This is a genomic window from Rhodococcus sp. Eu-32 (genome assembly GCF_003336925.1).
GTDB classification, from domain to species: domain Bacteria; phylum Actinomycetota; class Actinomycetes; order Mycobacteriales; family Mycobacteriaceae; genus Rhodococcoides; species Rhodococcoides kyotonensis_B.
The window spans coordinates 158,791-183,684 of record NZ_QGNK01000011.1 but is presented as its reverse complement, the minus strand read 5'-3'; the positions used below and the strand labels follow the sequence as shown (position 1 = coordinate 183,684).

13 protein-coding genes are annotated in these 24,894 nt (G+C 66.0%); 9 read left to right on the top strand and 4 right to left on the bottom strand.

What is annotated here, in order from left to right; genetic code table 11:
* Positions 1-36 precede the first annotated feature (36 nt).
* Both rfbA and rfbC read left to right on the top strand, forming a co-directional pair.
* On the top strand, positions 37-906 hold the full coding sequence (rfbA, locus tag DK926_RS15390; protein ID WP_114331169.1) for a glucose-1-phosphate thymidylyltransferase RfbA: 870 nt from the start codon (positions 37-39) through the stop codon (positions 904-906).
* A gap of 3 nt (positions 907-909) precedes the next feature.
* The gene (rfbC, locus tag DK926_RS15385) at positions 910-1,497 is read left to right on the top strand and encodes a dTDP-4-dehydrorhamnose 3,5-epimerase (RefSeq protein ID WP_114331135.1); all 588 of its coding nucleotides are present in this window, start codon (positions 910-912) and stop codon (positions 1,495-1,497) included.
* A gap of 61 nt (positions 1,498-1,558) precedes the next feature.
* Here the strand turns inward: rfbC and DK926_RS15380 are convergent, their stop codons facing one another.
* Complete coding sequence (locus DK926_RS15380) at positions 1,559-2,044, bottom strand: GtrA family protein (protein WP_114331134.1); 486 nt, start codon at positions 2,042-2,044, stop codon at positions 1,559-1,561.
* A 74-nt stretch (positions 2,045-2,118) separates the two neighbouring features.
* Between DK926_RS15380 and DK926_RS15375 the strand changes: the two genes are divergently transcribed.
* The 7 genes from DK926_RS15375 (at position 2,119) to DK926_RS15340 (ending at position 16,014) form a co-directional block, all read left to right on the top strand.
* Positions 2,119-3,570 (top strand): FAD-binding oxidoreductase, encoded by a 1,452-nt coding sequence (locus DK926_RS15375; RefSeq protein WP_114331133.1) that lies wholly within the window; start codon positions 2,119-2,121, stop codon positions 3,568-3,570.
* Positions 3,567-4,331 (top strand): decaprenylphospho-beta-D-erythro-pentofuranosid-2-ulose 2-reductase, encoded by a 765-nt coding sequence (locus tag DK926_RS15370; protein ID WP_114331132.1) that lies wholly within the window; start codon positions 3,567-3,569, stop codon positions 4,329-4,331. Before DK926_RS15375 ends, DK926_RS15370 begins: the two co-directional genes overlap by 4 nt.
* A complete protein-coding gene (locus DK926_RS15365; protein WP_114331131.1) occupies positions 4,332-6,284 on the top strand; it encodes a galactan 5-O-arabinofuranosyltransferase in 1,953 nt (650 codons plus the stop codon). It abuts the gene before it with no gap.
* A 35-nt stretch (positions 6,285-6,319) separates the two neighbouring features.
* The gene (locus DK926_RS15360; protein WP_114331130.1) at positions 6,320-8,104 is read left to right on the top strand and encodes a glycosyl transferase; all 1,785 of its coding nucleotides are present in this window, start codon (positions 6,320-6,322) and stop codon (positions 8,102-8,104) included.
* Between the two features lie 48 nt (positions 8,105-8,152).
* Positions 8,153-11,365 (top strand): arabinosyltransferase domain-containing protein, encoded by a 3,213-nt coding sequence (locus DK926_RS15355; RefSeq protein ID WP_114331129.1) that lies wholly within the window; start codon positions 8,153-8,155, stop codon positions 11,363-11,365.
* Between the two features lie 102 nt (positions 11,366-11,467).
* The gene (locus DK926_RS15350) at positions 11,468-14,749 is read left to right on the top strand and encodes an arabinosyltransferase domain-containing protein (RefSeq protein WP_243636839.1); all 3,282 of its coding nucleotides are present in this window, start codon (positions 11,468-11,470) and stop codon (positions 14,747-14,749) included.
* Positions 14,750-15,066: 317 nt separating this feature from the next.
* Complete coding sequence (locus DK926_RS15340) at positions 15,067-16,014, top strand: hypothetical protein (protein ID WP_114331126.1); 948 nt, start codon at positions 15,067-15,069, stop codon at positions 16,012-16,014.
* 150 nt (positions 16,015-16,164) lie between these two features.
* On the opposite strand, the gene DK926_RS15335 is transcribed toward DK926_RS15340, so the two are convergent.
* The 3 genes from DK926_RS15335 to fadD32 all read right to left on the bottom strand — a co-directional run bounded on the left by DK926_RS15335 (position 16,165) and on the right by fadD32 (position 24,767).
* Positions 16,165-17,709: an acyl-CoA carboxylase subunit beta gene (locus DK926_RS15335; protein WP_068430012.1), complete on the bottom strand. Its 1,545-nt coding sequence runs from the start codon at positions 17,707-17,709 to the stop codon at positions 16,165-16,167.
* A gap of 4 nt (positions 17,710-17,713) precedes the next feature.
* Positions 17,714-22,747, bottom strand: a complete 5,034-nt coding sequence (gene pks13, locus DK926_RS15330; protein ID WP_114331168.1) for a polyketide synthase Pks13 — start codon at positions 22,745-22,747, stop codon at positions 17,714-17,716.
* Between the two features lie 121 nt (positions 22,748-22,868).
* Positions 22,869-24,767, bottom strand: coding sequence for a long-chain-fatty-acid--AMP ligase FadD32 (gene fadD32 / locus DK926_RS15325; protein WP_114331125.1), 1,899 nt, complete (start codon positions 24,765-24,767; stop codon positions 22,869-22,871).
* Between the last annotated feature and the right edge of the window lie 127 nt (positions 24,768-24,894).

The window sequence follows — 24,894 nt, the reverse complement described above, 5'->3', positions numbered from 1 at the left end:
GAGCAGCTGCAGTCCTGATCTGGGAGGATGCACGTCATGCGGGGAATCATTCTGGCCGGTGGTACCGGTTCGCGTCTTCATCCGATCACGATGGGGATCAGTAAGCAGTTGGTGCCTGTCTACGACAAGCCGATGATCTACTACCCGCTCTCGACGTTGATCCTGGCGAACATCCGCGACATCCTGATCATCACCACCGCGCAGGATGCAGACCAGTTCCAACGTCTGCTCGGCGATGGCTCGCAGTTCGGCATCAACCTGACCTACCAGGTCCAGCACGAGCCGAACGGTCTCGCGCAAGCCTTCGTACTCGGCGCGGACCACATCGGCAGCGACAGCGCAGCCCTCGTCCTGGGGGACAACATCTTCTACGGCCCCGGCTTGGGGTCGCAGCTCTCGCGCTTCGATTCCATCGACGGCGGCGCCGTCTTCGCTTACGAGGTCAAGGACCCCAGCGCCTACGGTGTCATCGAGTTCGACGACGCCGGCAGAGCGATCTCGCTGGAGGAGAAGCCGAAGGTCCCCAAGTCGAACTTCTCGGTGCCGGGCCTGTACTTCTACGACAACGACGTCATCACCATCGCCCGCGATCTGCAGCCCTCCGAGCGCGGGGAATACGAGATCACCGACGTCAACCGCCACTACCTCGATGCCGGGAAACTATGCGTCGAGGTCCTGCCCCGCGGCACCGCCTGGCTCGATACCGGCACCTTCGATTCCCTGCTCGACGCCTCCAACTTCGTCCGTACCATCGAAGAACGCCAGGGCATGAAGATCGGCGCCCCCGAAGAGGTGTCGTGGCGTCGCGGGTTCATCACCGACGACGAACTGCGTGAGCGGGCGGAGAAGCTCGTCAAATCCGGCTACGGGCAGTACCTGCTCGAACTGCTCGACCGAGGGAAATAAGACGTGAGTTTTCGCGAGTTGAAGATCGCCGGCGCCTACGAGTTCACCCCTCGCCAGTTCGGTGACGATCGTGGCGTGTTCTTCGAATGGTTCAAATCGACCGCGTTCGAGGAGGCGATCGGGCGACCGTTGGAGCTACAGCAGGCGAACTGTTCGGTGTCCGCAGCCGGGGTGCTGCGCGGGATTCATTTCACCGACACCCCGCCTGGGCAGGCGAAATACGTCACCGCCGTGAAGGGTGCGTTCCTGGACGTGATCGTCGACCTGCGGGTTGGTTCGCCCACGTTCGGGCAGTGGGACAGTGTGCTCATCGACGACGTCGACCGGCGCGCGGTGTATCTGCCCGAAGGTCTCGGGCATGCGATCTTGTCCCTCGAAGACGGCTCGACGGTGATGTACCTGTGCTCGATCGAGTACACCCCGTCCCTCGACCGCGACCTGAACCCCCTCGATCCGGACCTGGCGATCACCTGGCCCACCCACGGCCGCGACGGTCGACCGTTGGAGTATCAGCTCTCGGACAAAGACAAAGCCGCACCCTCGCTCGCCGACGCCATCACCGCCGGATACCTACCCAAATACGACGGCTGACCGCGCACCTTCCAGCACACGCGCACGTTGCAACCCGCGCAGCCGCTGCAACCTGCGCGGATCAGCGGATCTTGAAGATCACCGCACGCTGCACGACGAAATTGATGACCGTCGCGGTGCCCTGGGCGATCACGAAAGCGCCCGCGCTGTACAGAATTTCCTCGGGCCACAGGTGGCCGAACACCGTGTACAGCAGGTTCTGCACCCCGAACGTGGCCGCGTAGAGCAGGACGACAGCGATGAACCGAGCTCTCGACGGTTCCGCCTTGAACGTCCAGCGCCGATTGATCAGGTAGGCGACGGTTGTTCCCACCACGAATCCGACCGCCTTGGCGATGGACAGCTGCAGGCCGAGTCCGTACTGCAGCGCGATCGTGATCGAGAAGTCGAAAACAGCCGACAGCACACCCGTCGCCAGGAATCGGATAATCTGAGTCTTCAGGTCGAGCGCTTCGTCGGCGATGTTCTCGGTAAGTGGCAGTTCGACGGGGAGAGGCGCGTGATGCTCGTCGCCGGTCGGCCGGTCGTCTTGGGTGGACACGACCACAGAGACTAGCCCTCACCCCGGAGCCTCAGCGCAGCCTGCGGAGTGACCCGTCGAAGCGGGTACCCTCTACACCGATGTCCACGACAGCCGACGACGCACTCTTCCCCCTGGAACCCCAGGCCGGGAACACTGCGCCGCTACCCACGCACACCCGCACACTCACCGGATGGGGACGCACGGCGCCCTCGACGGGTGAGGTGCTCTCAACCTCGGACCCCGAGCTCATCGCGAAGGCCGTCAAGCAGGTTGCAGAGCAGAACGACAGCAAGCCGTCCCACCTTCGCCGCGGCGTCATCGCACGTGGCCTGGGCCGGTCGTACGGTGACAACGCTCAGAACTCCGGCGGCCTCGTCGTCGACATGACCGCGCTGAACGGCATTCACAGCATCGACGCGACGACGCGCATCGTCGACGTCGACGGCGGTGTGAGCCTCGACGCTCTGATGCGTGCGGCCCTGCCGTTCGGCCTGTGGGTTCCGGTGCTGCCGGGTACGCGTCAGGTCACCATCGGTGGCGCCATCGGCTGCGACATCCACGGTAAGAACCATCACAGCGCCGGAAGCTTCGGCAACCACGTGCGCTCGATGGAACTGCTGACCGCCGACGGAGAAATTCGTCACCTCACCCCCGCCGGCCGCAACTCCAAGCTGTTCTGGGCCACGATCGGCGGAAACGGTCTGACCGGAATCATCCTGCGCGCCACCATCGAGATGACGCCGACGGAGACCGCGTACTTCATCGCCGACGGCGACGTCACGCAGACTCTCGACGAGACCATCGCGCTCCACACCGACGGCAGCGAGAACAACTACGACTACTCGAGCGCCTGGTTCGACGCCGTCGCCGCTCCCCCGAAGCTGGGTCGCGCTGCGGTTTCACGTGGATCATTGGCTCGACTGGATCAGCTGCCCGAGAAGCTGCAGAAGGATCCGCTGCGGTTCAACGCCAAGCCTCTCGTCACGTTCCCGGACATCTTCCCGAACGGTCTGGCGAACAAGTACACGTTCTCCGCCGTCGGCGAGGTCTGGTACCGCAAGGCGGGCAACTACCGGAACAAGGTGCAGAACCTCACGGCGTTCTACCACCCACTCGACATGTTCGGTGAGTGGAACCGCGCCTACGGATCCAAGGGATTCCTGCAGTACCAATTCGTGGTGCCGCCGGAGGCCGTCGAGGAGTTCAAGAAGATCATCGTCGACATTCAGCGTTCGGGTCACTACTCGTTCCTGAACGTCTTCAAGCTGTTCGGTCCGGGAAGCAAAGCGCCACTGAGCTTCCCGATTCCGGGTTGGAACATCTGCGTCGACTTCCCGATCAAGCCGGGGCTGAACGAATTCGTGCGCGAACTCGACAAGCGCGTCCTCGAATTCGGCGGACGCCTCTACACGGCGAAGGACTCGCGGACCACCGCCGAGACTTTCCACGCGATGTACCCGCGGATCGACGAGTGGATCAAGGTCCGCCGATCCGTCGACCCCACAGGCGTTTTCGCCTCCGATATGGCCAGAAGGTTGGAATTGCTGTGACGATCGACGCTGTGGGTAATCCGCAGACCATTCTCGTACTCGGTGGCACCAGCGAGATCGGTCTCGCCATCACCGAGGAGTACCTGGCGAAATCGCCCGCCCGCGTCATCCTTGCGGCTCTGCCGAACGACCCGCTGCGCGACAGTGCCGTCGCACAGTTGACGACCAAGGGCGCCAAGGCAGTCGACGTCATCGACTTCGATGCTCTCGACACCGCGTCGCACCCGAAGGTAATCGACGAAGCCTGGTCCAAGGGTGACGTCGACGTCGCCATCGTGGCATTCGCCGTCGACTTCGACGCCGAGGAACTGTGGCAGGACCAGCGCAAGGCAGTGTTGACGGCCAACATCAACTACACCGCGTCCGTCTCCGTCGGCGTGCTGCTCGGCGAGAAGATGAAGGCACAGGCGTCGGGACGCATCATCGTCATGTCGTCGGTCGCCGGTGAGCGCGTGCGTCGCTCGAACTTCGTCTACGGCTCCACCAAGGCGGGTCTCGACGGCTTCTACCTCGGACTCGGAGAAGCGTTGCGCCCGTTCGGTCCTCGCGTCACCGTCATCCGCCCGGGCATGGTGCGCACCAAGTTCAGCGCCCACGTCAAGGAAGCACCGCTGACCGTCGACAAGGAAGACATCGCCGCGCTGGCAGTCGCCGCGTCGCAGAAGGGCAAGGACCTGGTCTGGGCACCCGGACCGTTCCGCTTCGTGATGATGATCCTGCGGCACGTCCCGCGGCCCATCTTCCGCAAGCTGCCCATCTAGATGAAACGAGCGCTCGGGACCGCCGTCGACGGCGTACTGGCCGCTCTCGTCGCGACAGTCGTTGCGACGGTCGGGCTGTACGCCTTCTCGCTCGTCGAGTGGCCGGCGTTCAACTCGTCCAACGTCACACGGGCACTCACGACGCTCGGACAGGTCGTGTGTGCAGCCCTGGTCGGTGCGGCCATCGTGCTGTACCGACGCGGCACTCGTGCATGGCTGGCACGCGGGCTCACGTGGGTGGGCCTGTCCGGCTTCGTGACGGTCACGCTCGGAATGCCTTTGGCGGCAACGAAACTCTATCTGTTCGGCATCAGCGTCGACCAGGAGTTTCGCACCGAATACCTGACGCGGTTGACGGATTCGGCTGCGCTGCGCGACATGACGTACGCGGACATCCCGCCGTTCTACCCGGCTGGATGGTTCTGGATCGGCGGACGCGTCGGCAACCTGCTCGGCATGGACGGCTGGGAAGTGTTCAAGCCGTTCGCAATCGGCTTCCTGGCCGTCACTGCCGTCGTCGCCTACACACTGTGGCGCCAGCTGGTTCGCGCGGACCTGGCCGTCGCGGTCTCCGCGGTCACGACGGCTCTCGTCGTCGCCTATGCATCTCCCGAGGCCTACAGTGCCGTCATCGCTCTCCTGATCGCGCCGGCCTTCCTGCTCGCGTTGGGTGCGCTGAATCGGCCGGTGACTGCCGGCTTCGTCGGCATCGATGGTCCGCGGCATCCGATAGACGGCGACAGCGGTCCATCGATGCCGACAAAGGCGGGCAACAACTGGGGCTGGGGCGCTGTCGTCGGGACCGGTCTGTTCCTCGGTCTCGCTGCGACGTTCTACACCCTCTACCTCGGGATGGCCGCGTTCGCCGTCGTACTGATGGCGATCGTCTCGGCGTTCCTGGGCATTCGCGCCGAGAAGACGTGGCGCGCAGCGATACCCGTCGTCGTCAGGCTCGCCGTGATCGCGGTGATCTCCGGGCTCGTCGCGCTGACGGTGTGGCTGCCGTATCTGGTCGATGCGCTGACCGGTACACCGGCGACGTCCGGCACCGCGCTGCACTATCTACCGGAAACCGGTGCGACACTGCCGTTCCCGATGTTCGAGTTCTCGCTCCTCGGCGCGCTCACGATGATCGGAACACTGTGGCTCGCCGTGCGGACAGCCACGTCGCGACGGGCACAGGCACTGACCATCGGCGTCGTCGCGGTGTATCTGTGGACGCTGCTGTCCATGGCCTCAACCGTCGCGGGAACGACGCTGCTGAGTTTCAGACTCGAAGCGGTACTGATCGTATTGCTCGGCGCCGCAGGCGTTTTCGGTTTCGTCGAGGGCTCGAAGGCGATCTACCAGGCGATCAACGAGCCGGCACGGTTCAAGGCCGCAGCGGTCGTCGTCGCGGCCGTGGGGGCGTTGGCATTCGCCCAGAACATCCCGCAGGTGCTGCAGACCGAGATCACCGTCGCCTACCAGGACACCGACGGTGACGGCGTGCGCGCCGACAAGCGGCCACCGAGCGCGGTGTCGTACTACGGCGACGTCGACAAGGCCATCGGCGAGCAACTCGGCAAGCCTCGCGACGAGACGATCGTGCTGACGGCAGACACGTCTTTCCTCAGCTACTACCCGTACTTCGGCTTTCAGGGTTTGACGTCGCACTACGCGAATCCGCTGGCTCAGTTCGATCAGCGGGCCGCAGCCATCGAGGACTGGGCGGAGCTGGGGTCGCCCGACGAGCTCGTCGCCGCGATGGACAGCAGCGAATGGACAGCTCCCGACGCCTTCCTGTTTCGCCGCGGCGCCGACGGTTACACACTGCGCCTTGCCGAGGACGTCTACCCGAACGACCCCAACGTACGGCGCTACACCGTCACGTTCGACGAGTCGCTGTTCGAGGATCCGCGATTCACCGTCACCGACATCGGACCGTTTGCGCTGGTCACACGAGTTTCGTAGGCAAAACACATAACGTTCACGTAACGTTCGATTCGATGACAACCACCGACCAGACCGTTCTCGAGCATTCGGGGACGACGCAGGAACAGAAGACCGGGGCGCGGCGACGGCTCGACCGCGCCGACCTCGCGGCCGCCGTAGCGTTCACCGTCGGCGCCCTGTTCGTCCTGCAAGGTCAGTGGCGAAACCTGTCGAGCGGGTACCTGTACAACAGCGGCCAGGACCAGGCCATGTGGGAATGGTTCTTCGCCGTCGCAGCGCATGCGGTCGCGCACCTCGACAATCCGATGTCGAGCGATCTGCAGAACTACCCGCTCGGCGTGAACCTGATGGCCAACACGGCGATGTTCGGGCTGTCGATTCCGCTCGCACCCGTGACGTTGCTGTTCGGCCCGACCGTCACGTGGGCCATCGCCCTCACCGCGGGCCTCGGCGGCACCGCGTACGCGTGGTACTGGCTGTTCTCGCGACGCGTCGGCGCCTCGAAGGGAGCGTCGGCACTCGGAGGAGCGCTCTGCGGGTTCGCCCCAGGGATGGTGTCGCACGCCAACGGTCACCCGAACTTCGTCGTCCTGTTCCTGCTGCCGGTGATCGCATCGCTCGTCATCGGCATCGCACAGGACGGCCCCACCCGCCGCAGTACCATCACGCTCGGCCTCGTCGTCGCGCTGCAGATCATGTTGGGCGAGGAGCCGCTGCTGATCTTCGCGATCGCGTTCGGCGTGTTCGCCTTCGCCTACTACCTCGGCAGCCCGCGAAGCTTCGTTCCTGCGGTGAAGAACGCGTCGAAAAGCCTTCCGTCAGCCGCGATCCTGACGCTGCTGCTCGTCGCGATTCCGTTGTACTGGCAGTTCTTCGGGCCGCAGAGCTACTCGTTCCTCGAACACGGCAACATGGGCAACGACGTCAAAGCTCTGTTCCAGTTCCCGGCCCAATCCATCGGCGGCACCGCCACACCCGGCCAGGACGTCAGCATCAACGCCACCGAGGAGAACGCCTACTTCGGATGGCCGCTGCTCGTCCTGGGTCTGATCGCCACCCTGTGGATGTGGCGCGAGGCCAGGGTGCGCGCCGCGGCCGTGACGGTCGTCGTCGTGAGCGTTCTGTCCCTCGGATCCGAGCTGTACATCGGCAAGCGCAACACCGGAATCGAATTGCCGTGGACGTGGCTGGCCGACGTGCATCTCGTCGAGTCGGTACTCGAAACTCGTTTCGCGCTGGCCGCCGTGCCCGCGCTCGCGTTGCTGATCGTCGTCGCCACCGACAAGGCATTCGGACGCGGATTGCGTCCGGTTCCTGCGCTGTGGTCGATCGCGTTGGCGCTGGCCCTGATTCCGCTCGTACCGACGCCGCTGCAGGCCGTCGATCGGTCGCCGACGCCTCAGTTCTTCGCGGGCGACGAGTGGAAGAACTACGTGTCCGACGGCTCGGTCGTCACCGTGCCGCTGCCGCGCCCCGAGGACGCACGTCCGCTGCGCTGGCAGATCCAAGCCGACATGCAATTCCCGCTCGCCGCAGGCTATTTCGTCGGGCCGAGCGACGCCGCGGACAAGAAGGCGAAGTACGGTGCCGTCGATCGTCCGACCGCTCTGCTGCTCGGATCCGTGCAGAACTCCGGCACGGTCCCGGACATCACTCCCGACCAACGGGCACAGGCCGTCGACGATCTGCGCTTCTGGAACGCCGACGTCGTCGTCCTGCCGCCGGGAAAGAACGCCACCGCGCTGCGCGGAACCGTCGACCAACTCCTCGGTTCGGAAGGCGAATTTCACGGCGGCGTCTGGGTGTGGGACGTGCGCCCGTTGGTGAACACCCCCTGACCTGCGAGAAACAGGGGCCCACAGGCCCGTGCCCTAGCATCGACAATCGTGTCCACCGCAGCAGCCACCGCACCGAAACCGCCTTCCGCAAAATCGACGTCACGTATCTCGGCGGGACTGGTCGCTGTCGTCTCCGGTGTCATCGCCGTCCTCGCGGCGATCGTGACGCCACTGCTGCCGGTCACTCAGGATTCGGCGTCGATCAGCTGGCCGCAGAACGGAACGCTGAACTCCGTCGAGGCGCCGCTGGTGTCGTACTCGCCGCTGTCGATCGACGCGTCCATCCCGTGCGACGTGATCTCCGGTGCAGCCTCCGACACGGTCGTTCTGTCCACGACCGCACCGGGCGCGCCCGACGCCCAGGGCGTCGGACTCGTCGTGACCCGCACCGAGGGCGGCCTGCAGGCGGTGTTGCGCGAACAGGTTCTGCTGTCGTTGACCGACGCCGAGCTGGCGTCGTGCTCGTCGGTGGACATCAGCTCGACGGACGTCGTGAGCACCGCGTCGGCCGCGGGCACCGACGTCACGACCACGATCGAGGGTGACCAGCGCCCCCAAACGGTCGGTATATTCTCCGAACTCGACGGCGCCGCGCCCGCAGGTTTGAGCGTGGACGTGCAGATCGACTCACGGTTCTCGTCGACCCCGACGTTGCTGAAGAAGCTCGCGATGGCCGTCGCGGTGCTCGGCACGATCGTGTCGCTGATCGCGCTGCATCGGTTGGACCTGCTCGACGGCCGTCGAGGACGCCGTTTCTTCCCCGCGCATTGGCTGCGCGTCACCGTTGTGGACGGGATCGTCGTCGGCGTGCTGGTGGTGTGGCACTTCATCGGCGCGAACACGTCCGACGACGGCTACCTCCTCACCATGGCCCGCGTCTCCGAGCACGCCGGGTACATGGCCAACTACTACCGCTGGTTCGGCGTCCCCGAAGCGCCGTTCGGCATGCCGTACTACGACATGCTCGCCGCGTTCGCGAAGGTGTCGACGGCCAGCCCGTGGATGCGCCTGCCCGCGCTCGTCGCCGCGGTGCTGTGTTGGGCGGTCATCAGCCGTGAGGTGATTCCACGTCTCGGTCGCGCCGTCCGCTTCGACAAGGTCGCCATCTGGACGGCGGGACTGGTGTTCCTCGCGTTCTGGCTCCCCTACAACAACGGTCTACGCCCCGAGCCGGTCATCGCTCTCGGCGCGCTACTGACGTGGTGCTCGATCGAGCGTGCCATCGCCACCGGCCGACTCCTCCCTGCCGCCGTCGCCGTCCTCATCGCCGCGTTCTCGTTGGCCGCCGGGCCGACGGGACTCATCTGCGTCGCCGCCCTTCTCGCCGGCGGACGCCCCCTCGTTCGCGTCGTCATCGCGCGCGCACGCATGGTCGGATACGCCGCCGTTCTCGCCCCGATCCTCGCGTCGGGCACGGTGATCATCGCTGCCGTCTTCGCCGATCAAACGGTGACGACGGTTCTCGAGGCGACGAAAGCGCGTGCGGCCGTCGGCCCGAACGTCCCCTGGTTCGACGAGCGCACCCGCTGGGATTCGCTCATGGAGATCACGCCCGACGGCTCGCTCGCCCGCCGATTCGCGGTCTTCGCAATGGTGCTGTGCGTCATCACGACGATCGTCGTCATGCTGCGTCGCAACGGTCGCATTCCCGGTGTGGCACTCGGCCCGTCGCGTCGCATCGTCGGCATCGTGATCGGCGCGTTGGCGCTCATGATGTTCACCCCGACCAAGTGGACGCACCACTTCGGTGTCTACGCGGGCCTCGCCGCATCGCTCGCAGCCGTCGCCGCGGTCGCAGTCGCCTCCGTGACACGGGAGAACGCGCGCAACCGCACGCTGTTCACCGCGGCGGTCCTGTTCCTGACCGCGCTCGCGTTCACCGGCTCGAACGGCTGGTGGTACGTCTCGAGCTACGGCATCCCGTGGTTCGACAAGCCGCCGATGATCCTCGGAAAAGGCTTCTCGACGGTCTTTCTCGGACTCACCGTCCTCGCGCTCCTGTACGCTGGGTGGCAGCATCTCCGCGCGCCCTATCGCGCGCCGGCCCGATCCGCGCGCTTCGGCGTGTCCGCGCTGACGGTGATGTCCGCGTTCATCGTGCTGTTCGAGCTGTTGTCGTTCGCCAAGGGCATCGTGGCCCAGTATCCGGCGTACTCCGTGGCCCGTTCGAACCTGAACGCGCTGGCCGGGAACTCGTGCTCACTCGCCAATGATGTACTTGTCGAACAAGATCCGAATTCTTCGATGCTCACGCCGATCGATTCGTCCGTCGCGGACTCCCTCGCCGGGCCGGGAACCACCGGATTCACACCCGACGGCGTCCCGACCGACCTGACCGCCGACGAGGAAGACGTCTCGCAGCAGAGCACCCGCGGATTCGGCGACGACGCGGACACCGACCAGCAGACGGCATCCGCGTCCGGGGCGTCCGGTACCGAAGGCGGCACCACCGAGGCCACCGGTATCAACGGAAGCTCCGTCGCCCTGCCGTTCGGGCTCGACGCGTCGCGCACCCCGGTTCTGGGCAGCTACGGCGCCGACACCGCAGAACCCGCGACTCTCGAGACCGGGTGGTTCGCCCTGCCCGACGACCCTGCCAGCGACTTCATCGCCATCAGCGCGGCAGGACGCATTCGCTCGGTCGACTCCGACGGCATCGTCGCGTCGGGCCAGCCGCTCGAGGTGGAGTACGCGTCGGGAGACCAGGTCCTCGGACGCATCACGCCGATCGACATCGGACCGCAGCCGTCGTGGCGCAACCTGCGGGTGCCGCTGGCCGACATCCCGCGCGACGCCGACCGCATCCGCCTCGTCGCCACCGACTCCGACATCTCGCCCGACCAGTGGCTCGCGGTGACGCCGCCGCGCATTCCGCGCACGACCCCGCTCGTCGACGTCATCGGACCCGATGTCCCGGTGATGCTCGACTGGACCGTCGCGCTCGGTTTCCCCTGCCAGCGTCCGTTCGGTCACAAGGACGGCGTCGCCGAACTGCCCGAGTACCGGATCCTGCCCGACCGCAGTGGTGCGGCAGCTCACAGCCCCGTCATGGACGCGTACGGCGGCGGACCGCTCGGGTGGCAGCAACTCGTCCTGTCGGCGCAGGTCGTACCGACCTATCTACGCGACGACCTGGACCGCGACTGGGGTTCGCTTGAGCGTTTCACGCCGATCGATTCGTCCGCTGCGCCGGCCGAGCTGACGGTCGACACGGTCACCCGCAGCGGATGGGAGTCGGAGGGACCCATCAGAGTCGGATGAAACGGGATTCTTGCCGGTTTCTTTTCGACGCGGGTGCGATGAACCGATCACGGTCGCATAACATCGTCAATCGTGCCCGACGTCGTGACAGATACATCCGCTGTGCCCCCTGCTCCATCGAAGAAGGGCTCGGCGGTCGATCTGCGATCCCAAGTCCGCACGACGCGGCTGGTCGCGATAGTCACGGGTCTGCTCGGCGCGCTGTTGGCGATCATGACGCCGTTCCTGCCCGTCGTGCAGACGACGTCGACCATCTCGTGGCCGCAGAACGGATCGATTCAGGACGTCGACGCGCCGCTCGTCTCCCAGGCGCCGATCGCCTTCACCGCGACCCTTCCGTGTAGCGCCGTCGCCCAGCTGCCGCCGCAGGGCGGACTGCTGCTCGCGACGGCCCCTGCGCAGGGTGAGGGCGCGGCGCTGAACAGCTTGTTCGTGCGCGTCAGCGAAGGGTCGGTCGATGTTCTCGACCGCAACGTCGTCGTCGCGTCGGCACCTCGCGCCGACGTCGAGGGCGCAGCCTGCGGGTCCATCGAGATCAACTCGGACATCGACTCCACCACGGCCGAATTCACCGGGCTGTCCGACGACGCGGGCAACCCGCGCGCCGGACGCCTCGACGGCGACCTGCGACCTCAGGTCGTCGGCGTCTTCACCGACCTCCAGGGCGCAGCACCTGCGGACATGTCGGTCACGATCGACGTCGACTCGCGGTTCTCGTCGACACCGACCCTTCTGAAGCTCCTGGCCATGATCGTCGCCGTCGTCTGCACGATCTCGGCGATGGTTGCGCTCGGACGTCTCGACGGCATCGACGGCCGCGGTCACCGCAGGTTCTTCCCGTCGCACTGGTGGAAGTTCACCGGCGTCGACGTCACCGTCGTCGGCGTGCTCGTCGGCTGGCACTTCGTCGGCGCGAACACCTCCGACGACGGATACCTGCTGACGATGGCCCGTGCTGCCGAGAAGTCGGGCTACATGGCCAACTACTTCCGCTGGTTCGGTGTCCCCGAGGCACCCTTCGGCTGGTACTACGACGTCCTGGCCGTCTTCGCCAAGATCTCGACAGCGAGCCCGTGGATGCGTCTGCCCGCGCTGATCGCAGGCGTGCTCTGCTGGATGGTCATCAGCCGCGAGGTCGTCCCGCGCCTGGGCCGGGCAGTGCGGAAGTCCAACGTCGCACTGTGGACCGGCGGCCTGGTCTTCCTCGCCTTCTGGCTGCCCTACAACAACGGCCTGCGACCCGAACCCATCGTTGCCGTCGGCGCGCTGCTGACGTGGTGCTCGATCGAGCGCGCCATCGCTACCGGGCGGCTGCTGCCCGCCGCGGCCGCGTTCCTGATCGGCGCCTTCACGCTCGCATCGGCGCCCACCGGTCTGATGTGTGTGGCTGCCCTGCTCGCAGGTGCCCGCCCGATGGCCCGCATCGTGGTGCGTCGTCATCGTCTCGTCGGCACGTTGCCGCTGCTGGCGCCGTTGGCTGCCGCCGGCTTCCTCGTACTCGTCGTCGTCTTCGCCGACCAGACGTTCGCGACGGTCATGGAGTCGACGCGGGTGCGTACCGCCATCGGTCCGAGCGAGGCGTGGTACCAGGACTTCCTGCGCTACTACTACCTGTTCGTCCAGACCGTCGACGGTTCCGTGGCACGCCGCTTCGCGTTCCTCGCCATGATCCTGTGTCTCTTCACGACGCTGTTCGTGCTGCTGCGTCGTCGCCGCGTTCCCGGCATCTCCAACGGGCCCGCGTGGCGTCTGATGGGTGTCGTCTTCGGAACGATCTTCTTCATGATGTTCAACCCGACCAAGTGGACCCACCACTTCGGTTCGTACGCGGGCATCGCAGGCAGCCTTGCAGCCCTGACGGCCGTTGCCGTCTCCGCGAGCGCACTGCGTTCGCGCCGGAACAGGACGATCTTCCTCGCCGGCCTGATGTTCGTTCTCGCACTGTCGTTCTCGGGCATCAACGGATGGTGGTACGTCTCCAGCTACGGTGTGCCATGGTTCGACAAGACGGTATCGCTGAGCGGAAACCAGTCCAACACACTGTTTCTCGTGCTCTTCGCGCTCGCGCTGGCACTCGCCGCATGGCAGTACCTACGTGAGGGCTACGCCCCGCCGCAGCCGCGCGCAGGTACCGAACGCGGACGACGCATCAAGAAGTTCGCAGCAGCACCGTTGACCGTGATCGCAGGACTGATGGTGCTGTTCGAAGTGCTGTCACTCGTCAAGGGCGCCGTGTCGCAATACCCGGCCTACTCGCTGGCGCGCTCGAACATCCAGGCATTGACCGGAAACACGTGCGGACTCGCGAACGACGTCCTCGTCGAGTCCGACGCCAATGCCGGCGTGCTGCAACCGATTCCGGACGACTTCGACCCCGAGACCGGACCGCTGGGAGGATCGACGCCGTCGAACTTCACACCGAACGGTGTGCCGACGGACCTCAGCGCCGATGCCGTGGAAGTCAAACCGGGACAAGGCAATACGGATCAACAGAGCGTCGGACCCGCGTTCGAGGAAGGCCAGAGCTCGGGCACCGGAGGAGGCGTCGGCGCCCGTGGCGTCAACGGTTCCACCGCGGCACTGCCGTTCGGACTCGACCCCGCCACCACCCCGGTCCTCGGCTCCTACCAGCCGGGCATCCAGGAGCCTGCGTCGGCTACGTCGAGTTGGTATGCGCTGCCGGAACGTTCGGACTCTGCACCGCTGATCGTCATCTCGGCCGCAGGCCGCATCCTGTCGTACGACGACACCGGCGCGATGACCTACGGTCAGTCGCTGCTCGTCGAATACGGCACCCGCCAGCCCGACGGCACCGTCGACGTCAAGGGCACCTACCTGCCCCGCGACATCGGCCCCGCGCCGTCGTGGCGCAACCTGCGCATCCCGATCGCCGACCTGCCGGGCGACGCCGACGCCGTTCGCATCGTCGCCAACGACCCGAACCTGACCGGTGACCAGTGGTTCGCGTTCACCCCGCCGCGCGTGCCGCAGCTGGAGACGCTGAACTCCGTCATCGGCAGCGAACAGCCCGTGCTGCTCGACTGGGCCGTCGGACTGCAGTTCCCGTGCCAGCGTCCCTTCGACCACCAGTACGGCGTCGCCGAGGTGCCCGGATACCGCATCCTCCCCGACCGCCCGCTGGCCGTCAGCTCCACCGACACCTGGCAGTCCGCGGACAACGGTGGTCCGCTGGGATGGAGCGAACTCCTCGCCCAGCCCGTGACCGTGCCCACCTACCTCAACCGGGACTGGGCGCGCGACTGGGGTTCCTTGGAGCGCTACGACCCGTACTACCCCCAGGCCGTCCCGGCGACCATCGACACCGCCGAAGCCACGAGATCGGGCTTCTGGACGCCCGGGAACCTGCGCGTGTTCGACAGGTAGGTTCTGCGGGTTCTGCTGAGCCCTTCCGGCATCGATGGACCACGGCAACTGTCTAACGGTTGTGGCGGGCCATCGACGCCGTTGCTTCAGCGCACCTTTTCGGCATCGATGGACCACGGCAACTGTCTAACGGTTGTGGCGGGCCATCGATGCCAACCGGTGCGACCGCACCAGATCGGCACCACAACGGCGCGTCGACTGTCCTCGCCCATCGCCGACACGACCATAGTTGTCCACAGGACGCCGCTATCCACAACCCAATTCGCGACCTGCGGGATACCGATCTTCATGTCGGCGCGAACGTCGAGGGTGAGCGCATGAAGAAACCGAAATGGTCACCGTCTCAACTGCACGATCTCAGCACTCACGGCGTCGTCACCCGGGCAATGCTTCGGGAGGCGAAGGTCTCCGACAGCACCCTCACCGCCCGGTGCGCGCCCGGTGGGCCTTGGCAGCGCGCGCTGCCGAGCGTCTATCTACTGCACAACGGGTACCCGACGCCTCTTCAGCGGTCGATCGCCGCACTGGAGTACTGCGGTCCTACGAGCATGATCACCGGTCGCGTCGGCCTCGGCGCGCACGGTTACGGGACGGGCGCCACGCCCAGCGAGGTGCATGTGCTGATCCCGTCGGACCTACGACGCGCCTCCAAATCTTTTGTGCGCGTGGAGCGCACGGGCCGATTACCCGACCCGACCATCAAAGGTAGCCTCCGCGTCGCGCCATTGGTTCGGTGCCTGGTCGACACAACGCGTGCAGTGACCAGCGACAAGTTGTGCACTCAGTTGTTTGCCGAGGTTCTCCAACGCGGCGAAGTCACGATCGCCGACATCGACCGCGAACTGCGCGATGGGCCAAGACAATACGGCGCTATAAGCCGACGAGTAGTGAACGAGTTACGCGACGACGCGCATTCGGTCGCGGAAGCCGAAGCACAGAAGCTCTACGCCCGCAGCGGGCTCCCACCGATGCTGCACAACTGCAACGTGTACACCGAATCCGGCGTGTTCATCGGATGCTTCGACAACTTCCTCGACGAGGTCGGTTGGGTGTGGGAAGTCGACTCCTACGCTCACCACCTCTCCCCTCCCGACCACGCGAAGACCATGGAACGGCGAACGCATATACAGAATCAAGGTCTTCTCCTGCTGTCCACGCTGCCCAGCGAGATTCGTGACAACCCTGAGAAAGTGTTGGCGGACTTGAGGTCTCACTACGAACTCGCGCGGAGCCGGCCAAGACCGCGGATCGTCGTGAAGCCCTGACCACCGACCGCATCGTTGGCCCGCGGCACCCGTCCAACGGATGCTGCGGGCCATCGATGCCAACAGGCCCGAGTCGGCCACCAACATGAATGGCCCGCGGCAACCGTCTATCGGATGCTGCGGGCCATCGATGCCGAAAAGGCCGGGACACTAGATCGGAAACAGGTGATGCTTCCGCGGGTTCTTGAACACCTTCTTCTCCGTCAACAGCTTCAACGCCTTACGGAGTTCGAGGCGGGTCTGCGACGGCTCGATGACGGCGTCGATGTAGCCACGCTCGGCCGCGACCCAGGGGGTGGCGACGTGCTCGTTGTAGAAGTTGATGAGCTGCTGACGCACGGCGGGGGCGTTCTCGCCTGCCGCGGCGAGCTGCTTGCGTCCGATGATGTTGACGGCACCCTCGGCGCCCATGACCGCGATACGGGCCGTCGGCCAGGCGAAGTTGATGTCGGCACCGAGCTGCTTGCAGCCCATCACCGCGTAGCCGCCGCCGTATGCCTTGCGGACCACGACGGTGATCTTCGGGACCGATGCTTCGATGTACGAGAACAGGAATCGGCCACCGCGCTTGATGACGCCGACCTTCTCCTGGTCGACGCCGGGCAGGAAGCCGGGTGTGTCGACGAGGAACACCAGCGGAATGTTGTACGCGTTGCAGATGCGCACGAAACGCGCTGCCTTGTCGGCACTGTCGGCGTCGAGCGCACCCGACAGGTACATCGGCTGATTGGCGACGACACCGACGGACTTGCCGTCCACCCGCGTCAGACCGGTGATGACGTTCGGCGCGATTTCCGACGACAGTTCGTGGAACTCGCCGTCGTCGAACAGGCGCAGGATGATGTCGTGCATGTCGTAGCCGGCGTTGTCGGCGTCGGGCATGATCCGGTCGAGCGACAGATCGGACTCGGTGATCTCGGGCTCGAGACCCGGGTTCACGACGGGCGGATCTTCCTGGCAGCTCGACGGCATGTAGCTCAGGTAGTTACGCACCCAGTCGAACGCGGCCTTCTCGTCACGCGCGACGTGGTGCACGTTGCCGTACTGCGCCTGCTTGCGTGCACTTCCGAGTTCGTCGAGGCTGACGTCCTCACCGGTGACGGACTTGATGATGTCCGGTCCGGTAACGAACATGTACGCCTCTTCGGTGGCGACGACGATGTCGGTGTTGATCGGCGCGTAGACGGCACCGCCTGCGCACTTGCCCAGGATGACCGAGATCTGCGGGCACATGCCCGACAACGGCTCGTGACGACGGCCCAGCTCGGCGTACCACGCGAGTGACGTGACGGCGTCCTGCACGCGCGCGCCACCGGAGTCGTTGATGCCGACGACGGGGCAGCCGACCTTGATCGCGAAGTCCATCAGCCCGGCGACCTTGCGGCCGAACATCTCGCCGACGGTTCCGCCGAACACGGTCTGGTCGTGCGAGAAGACCGCGACGGGACGGCCGTCGACGGTTCCGTGGCCGGTGACGACGCCGTCGCTGTACAGCGCGCCCGGATCGTTCGGAGCTTTGACCAGCGCGCCGATTTCGACGAAGCTGCCCGGGTCGAGGAGCATGTCGATGCGCTCGCGCGCGCTCGGGATGCCCTTCTTCGCCCTCTTGGCGACACCGACCTCCCCCGCCGGTTCCCTGGCAAGTTCGAGGTTGGCGCGTAGCCCGGCCAGCTTTTCCGCGGTGGTACCAGTCAAGATTCTAAACTCCGGTTCTAGCTGACTCGATGTCGTTCAGCGTCGTCGTCAGGTGTGCCGCAATACGGCCGATGTACGGTTCGTCGACGACGGCAAGGTGGTCGCCTCCGATGTACACGATCTCGAGATCCTTCACGACCGGACCCCAGCCGCCGTGTTCCTCACGGGTGGCGTACGCGGGTTCGAGCGCGATGGCGTCGTCGTGATACTTGTCCGCCATGTACAGCGTCACGTGTCCACCGTACGGCTTCAGTTCCGCCGTTTGGATGGCACGGTTGTCGAGCCACGACGTGCGCTGGTGCTCGATGATGCCGCCGGGGATCTTCGCGCCGCTGAGCTTGACCAGGTCCGTGATGATCCGGATCTGGCCCTCGTCGTCGGCATCCACGAGCTTCTCGTACGGAATCGGGTAGTCGACGCCGTACGTCTTCTTCGCGAACGCGGCGTACCGCTCCCAGCGTCGACGCACTTCCTCGCGCGTGTCCGGAATCTCGGTGCCCGGCATGACCGTGTCGAGCAGTCCGACGTACGCGACCTCGATGCCCTGCTCTTCCATCTGCCGTGCGACCTCGTAGGCGAGGATGCCGCCGAGCGACCAGCCGACGAACACGTAGGGACCCTCGGGCTGGATCTCGCGGATGAGCGGCACGTACTCGGCGGCCCGCTTCGAGATCGGGCCTTCGACGCGCTCGAGTCCGTACATCGGCGTGCCCGCGGGCAGCTTGCGGAGCAGCGGCTCGTAGGCGACGGTCGAGCTACCGGCCGAGTGGAACGCGAAAACCGGTGTGGCCGTCGACCCTTCGGGACGCGGACGCAGGTTGCGTACGAGCCCGTCCATCTCCCCGCCTTCGAGGTGCGGACGTACCTTCTCGGCGAGCTGCTCGATGGTCTCGGAATCCAGGACGTCGTCGAACGTGACCTCGCCGCCCGCACGCTCGGTCAACCGAGCAGCCAATTTCTCGGCGGTCTCGTCGTCGAGAATCGGCAGCGTGTTGAAGATGCCCTTCGCGGACTCCTTCGTCACGACGGCCCATGTGGCGAACGTCAGACGCTCGGCGTTGTCACGCGGCGGCACATCCGACCCGGCCGCCTCGGCGAACGCCTCACGATTGCCGACGTCGGCAGCCCCGGTCTCGGGGGCAGGCTGGTATTCGGCACTCGGCACGTCGGTTTCGGGGGTCGCGACGGCCTTCTCCAGCGCCTCGTCGCGCGCCTGGCCACCGGCTTCGGCCGCGGCTTCGGCTTCCTTCTCCGCCTTCTGCTGATCTGCCAGCGCCTGAACCTCGTCGCGGTTCTCGAGCGCGTAGCGCAGGTACTTCTCGACCTCGCGCAGATTGGCGTCACGCACGGCCTGCAATTGCACTGTGGGGATGTCGAATTCGTACTCGACGCGGTTCTTGATGCGCACCGCGCTGAGCGAATCGAGACCCAGCTCGATCAGCGGAATCTCCGGCGGCAGATCCTCGGGTGCGTAGCCCATGGAGTCGGCGACGATGATCGCGAGCCGCTCCTCCATGGTCTGCTTGCCTGCCGGATCCCAACGATCACCGAAGTCCTCGACCACCTCGGGCAGCTCTTCCATGGGCGAAGAAGAAGAAGGCACTGCGACAACAGGTTCCGGCAGCGCCTCACCCGATGTCACGACTGCTTCGTGCAGCAGCGTGAACGTCGACCCGGCGCGCGCATGAACCTGGATCGACGCGCCTCCGAGGTGCGACGTCAGCGTCGTGACCAGCGTGCCACCGGCAGGCACCGAACCGTGCGACACGGACGCGCCGAGCGTGACGCCCGAGAACACCTGTGCGGCAGCCGCATTCACCAACGCGTCCAACGAATCCACAGCCGACGCGTCGACCTCCCACACGTGGCGGCCGTCCGGCAGTGCTACCCGAGATCCGGGAATCCGGGCGCTTCCGCTCGAGTTCACCCGAGTCGACAGCCAGAATTCCTTGCGCAGGTAAGCGGTTCGTGGAATCGCCGCGTACGCACCGTCGTCGAACAGCGTCGTCAGGTCGAGCGCGTGACCGTGCACGTAGAGCTGCGCGAGCGCGGCCAGGAACGTCCCGGCCTCGTCTTCCTTGCGCTTGAGCGTCGGGATCAGCGTCGAATCGGCGACGCCCGCAGCCCACGCCGTCGCGGCGACCGACATGAGAGCGACCGGGTTCGGCGCCAGCTCCACGAACGTCGTATGCCCGTCTCCCACAGCCACATTGACGGCCTGCGTGAAGTAGACCGGGTACCGCATGCCCTTGGTCCAGTAGTCGACGCCGTGGATCGGCTCGTGGCCGGCGCGGTAGTGGGCTTGCTTGTCGACGGACGAGTACACGCCTGCGCGCAGCTTGCCCGGCTCGATACCTGCCAGTTCGGCCGCGAGTTCACCGAGCAGAGGGTCGACTGCAGCCGTGTGGCCTGCGCCCTTCACGTCGAGGATGCGGGCCATCTTCTCGGCCGCTTCCGCTTGCGCGACAAGCTGTTCGACCTGTTCACGCGGCCCACCGACCGTGGTGTGCGTCGGTGCTGCGTAGACGCAGGGTTCGACGTCGGGGAATTGATCGGTCAGCTGAGTGACCTCGTCGGGGGTGTATTCGACGAGTGCCATCGCGCCCTGCGACGCGGCACCGAGACCCTCCTGGCCCTCGGCGAGCAGGCGGGATCGTGCGTAGATGATGCGCACGGCGTCCTCGAGGTTCAGACCACCGGCGACATAGGCCGCGGCGACCTCACCCATCGAGTGCCCGATGACGGCAGTCGGCTCGGCGCCGTGCGCGCGAAGCGTTGCCGCCAAGGCGATCTGGATGACGAAGATGGCGACCTGAGAGTTCTCGAACTCGTAGGTCTGCGAGTCGTCGAGGACGATCTCCTTGATGGAGTACCCGGCCTCGTCGATCAGCAGTTCGTCGACCTCGTCGAGCGCGGCAGCGAAGATCTTGTTCGTGCGGTACAGCCGCGACGCCATCTTGCGATGCTGCGAGCCGAACCCGGAGAACACCCACACCGGCCCGTTCGACGCGGGCGAATCGGCCGAGAACACACCGGGCCCCGGCTTGCCCGCGGCGACCGCGCGGAGTCCGGTGATGGCCTCGGCCGTCGTCGACGCGAGAACCACTGCGCGCGAACGACCGTGGTTGCGCTTGGCCAGCGCGCGGCCGACGTCGACGAGCGGGGTCGTGCTGCCCTCTTCGGTCTCGAGCCAGTCCGCGAGATCCGAGGCAGCGCGCTTGCGTCGCGACGGCAGTGCCGCCGACACGGCGAGCACGATCGTCTCGGGAGCGAGCTCCTCGGCGAGCGTCTCCTCCGCAGCGGGCGTCTCGAGAACCACGGGTTCTTCCTCGACGGGTCGTTCCGCAGGCTCCACTCCTGCCGAAACACCCTCCGCCAGAACAGCTTCCGGGTCCACCGACGCCGCGTCGAAACCGGCTTGACCATCGGGTCGTTCCGCAGGCTCCACTCCTGTCGTTTCGTCGGCGACGTACTCCTTCACGACGACGTGCGCGTTGGTGCCACCGAAGCCGAAGCCCGAGACACCCGCGACGGCCTTGCCGGTGTAGCGAGGCCACTCCGCGCCGTCGGGAATGACCTTCAGATGCGCCTTGTCGAAATCGATGTACGGGTTGGGGCCCGCGAAGTTGAGCGACGCAGGCAGACGGTTCTGCTGCATCGCGAGGACGACCTTGATCAAACCTGCTGCGCCTGCGGCGGATTCGAGGTGGCCGAAGTTGGTCTTGGCCGAACCGAGCAGGGCAGGCTTGTCGGCGTCGCGCCCACGGCCGACGACGCGTCCCAACGCGTCGGCCTCGATCGGGTCTCCGAGGATGGTGCCGGTGCCGTGCGCCTCGATGTAGTCGACGCCCGACGGGGCGATACCTGCATCGCGGTACGCGAAACGAAGTGCGTCGGCCTGGGCGTCGGGGCTCGGAGCCAGAAGACCGTTGGAACGCCCGTCCTGATTGACGGCGGAGCCCGCGATGACGGCGAGGATGTCGTCGCCGTCTCGCTTGGCGTCCTCGAGACGCTTGAGCACGACGAGACCGCCGCCCTCGGAGCGAATCATGCCGTTGGCGTCGGACGAGAACGCTTTGATCTTTCCGTCGGGCGCGAGCACGCCGGTCTGACCGAATCCGACGGTGATCGGCGGCGCTAGCAGCATGTTGACGCCACCGGCGACGGCGAGATCGGACTCACCGGAACGCAGGCTGCGGACTGCCTGGTGGACGGCGACGAGCGACGACGAGCACGCGGTGTCGACGGCCACGGACGGGCCACGGAAGTCGTAGAAGTACGAGACGCGGTTGGCGACGATGGCGGTCGACGTTCCGGTCAGCGCGTACGGGTGCGCGTTCGGGTCGCTGACGGCGAGCAACTGGTAGTCGTTGGACGAGCTACCGATGAAGACACCGACCTGCGAACCCTTCACCGAGCTCGCCGGGATGCGTGCGTGCTCGAGCGCTTCCCACGTCAGTTCGAGAGCGAGTCGCTGCTGCGGGTCGACGTTGACGACCTCGTTGGGCGACATCGCGAAGAATTCGGCGTCGAACGTCTTGACGTCGTCGAGGTATCCGCCCTTGGTGACGGTCGCGTCGACGGCTGCCTTGATCGCCGGATCGGAGGTGAACTCCTCCCAGCGGCCCTCGGGCAGATCGGTGATGCCGTCGCGTCCTTCGCTCAGCAGCGACCACATCTCCTCGGGCGTCGACCCTGCACCGGGGAAGCGCGTCGACACGCCGACGATGGCGATGTCGTGCGAGTCGCCGGGCTGCAGCCCGTGCGTGTAGAACGAGTCGTCGACCGTGTCCGTGACCTCGGGCTCGCCCTCGATGATGATCGTGGCGAGCGAGGCGATGGTCGGGTGCTGGTAGACGACCGTCGCCGTGAGCGTGACGCCGACGAGCTCCTCGATCTCACCACTGAGAGCGACGGCGTCGCGCGAGGACAGCCCGAACTCCTCCATCGGCCGGTCGTCGGAGATCTGCTCTGCCGACTGGCCGGTGGCCTCGGCAACCCAGTTGCGCAGCCACTCACGAAGCTGAGCGACGGTCATGTCACCCCCAGCGCCGTCGCCGGCCACGGTGGGCATCGTCTTCTCAGCATCGTTTTCGTGGTCTGCCATCAACTCACCAAGTTACCTGTCGATTGAGGAACGGGACGTCTGCGCGCCGAGGTCAGTCCTGCAGTTCCGCGTCCGGGAACGCGGTCTGCTGGTATCCACCGCGCAGCGTGCCCTCGATGTACGCCGCCTTGCAGGCACGGCGGGCGATCTTGCCGCTGGACGTACGCGGGATGGACCCGGCGGGAACGAGCAGGATGTCGCGAGCGGTGACGCCGTGACGAGCCGAGATCGCAGCGCGCACCTCGTCGGCGATCGGCTGCGGATCCGCCTTGCCTGCGCCGGGAGCACGCTCGGCCACGATGACGAGCTGCTCGGACGAGTCGCCCGGATCCTTCGTCAGTGCGGCGCCTGCGAATTCGAAGACGACGTCGGGCAGCTGGTTGGCCGGGACCGCGAACGCTGCGACGAAGCCGGGGCGCAGGGCCTTGCTCGCTTCTTGCGCCGAGAACTCGATGTCCTGCGGGTAGTGGTTGCGACCGTCGACGATCACGAGGTCCTTGACGCGACCGGTGATGTACAGCTCGTTCTCGTAGTAGACACCGAAGTCGCCGGTGCGCATCCAGTTGGCACCCTCGGGCGCTTCCTCGGCGTGCGACGCGGTTCCGCTCAGCGTCAGCAGCTTGTTGTGGAACGTCTCGCTGGTCTCCTGCTCACGACCCCAGTAGCCCTGACCGATGTTCTCGCCGTGCAACCAGATCTCGCCGACGCGCTCGTCGGGCAGCTCGGTGGCGGTCTCGGGATCGACGATGGCGGCCCACTGGCTCCGCGCGACGTGTCCGGTGGAGACCTGCGGAATCGCTCCCTCGGCGTCCTGATCGACGACGACGAACACGCCCGCGTTGAGCTTGTTCCGATCGACGTAGACGACCTTGGCCTCGTCGGTGTGCCTCGGGGTGGAGACGAACAGCGTCGCCTCGGCCATGCCGTACGACGGCTTGATGGCGGTCTTCGGAAGCCCGTAGGGGCCGAACGCCTCGTTGAACTTTCTCATCGACGTCGTCGTGACCGGCTCGCTGCCGTTGATGAGGCCGATGACGTTCGACAGGTCGAGGGTCTCGCCTGCTTTCGGCAGGCCGCGGGTCGCGGCGTGCTCGAACGCGAAGTTCGGGGCGGCGGCGAAGGTACCTGCACCGTCGGAGACGGCAGCGAGTTCCTTGATCCAGCGCCAGGGACGCTGGACGAACGCGCGCGGGGACATGATGGTGATGTACTTGCCGCCCAGCGCCGGGAGGATGACGGTCAGCAGACCCATGTCGTGGAACATCGGCAGCCACGTCACGCCGCGCGAGTCCTCGTTGAGCTCCATGCTGTCGACCATCTGCAGCGCGTTGACGCCGACGGCGCGGTGCGTGATCTCGACACCGGCGGGCACACGCGTCGAACCCGACGTGTACTGCAGGTAGGCGATGTCGTCCAGCTTGGCGGGCGGCTCGACCCAGGTTTCGCCGACGCTGTCCGGGATGGCGTCGACGGCGATGACACGGGGACGCTGAGCGGCGGGAAGAGAGCGGAAGAAGTTACGTACACCGGCGGCGGAATTCGTGGCGGTGAGGATGGCCGTCGGCTCGCAGTCACCGAGGACCGCGTGCAGCCGGTCGGTGTGGCCGGGCTCGTCGGGATCGAACAGCGGGACGGCGATGGTGCCCGCGTAGATGGCACCGAAGAACGCGACGACGTAGTCGAGGCCCTGCGGCGCGAGGATGGCGACACGGTCTCCCGGCTGGGTCACCTGCTGCAGACGCGCGGCGACTGCGCGGAGTCGGGTACCGAACTGAGACCAGGTGAGCTCGTGAGCTTCCCCGTCGCGTTCGCGGGAGTAGTCCATGAAGCGGTATGCCAGCGTGTCGGCGTTCTCCGCGACGTTCACCTCGACGTGGCGGACCAGCGTCTTGCCCTCGCCGATGTTGATGTGGCCGTTCTCATCGATGTACTCATCGAATTTGTGGCTCATTGTGTTCAATCTCCTCCGACGGGAATCCGCTGCCGGCTGTGCCCCGAACGGCAACGGCCCGCGCCCGACTATGCTCCGGCTCACGCCTGGTTCGAACAGCGTGAATAGTAGTAGCTGCTAACTATCT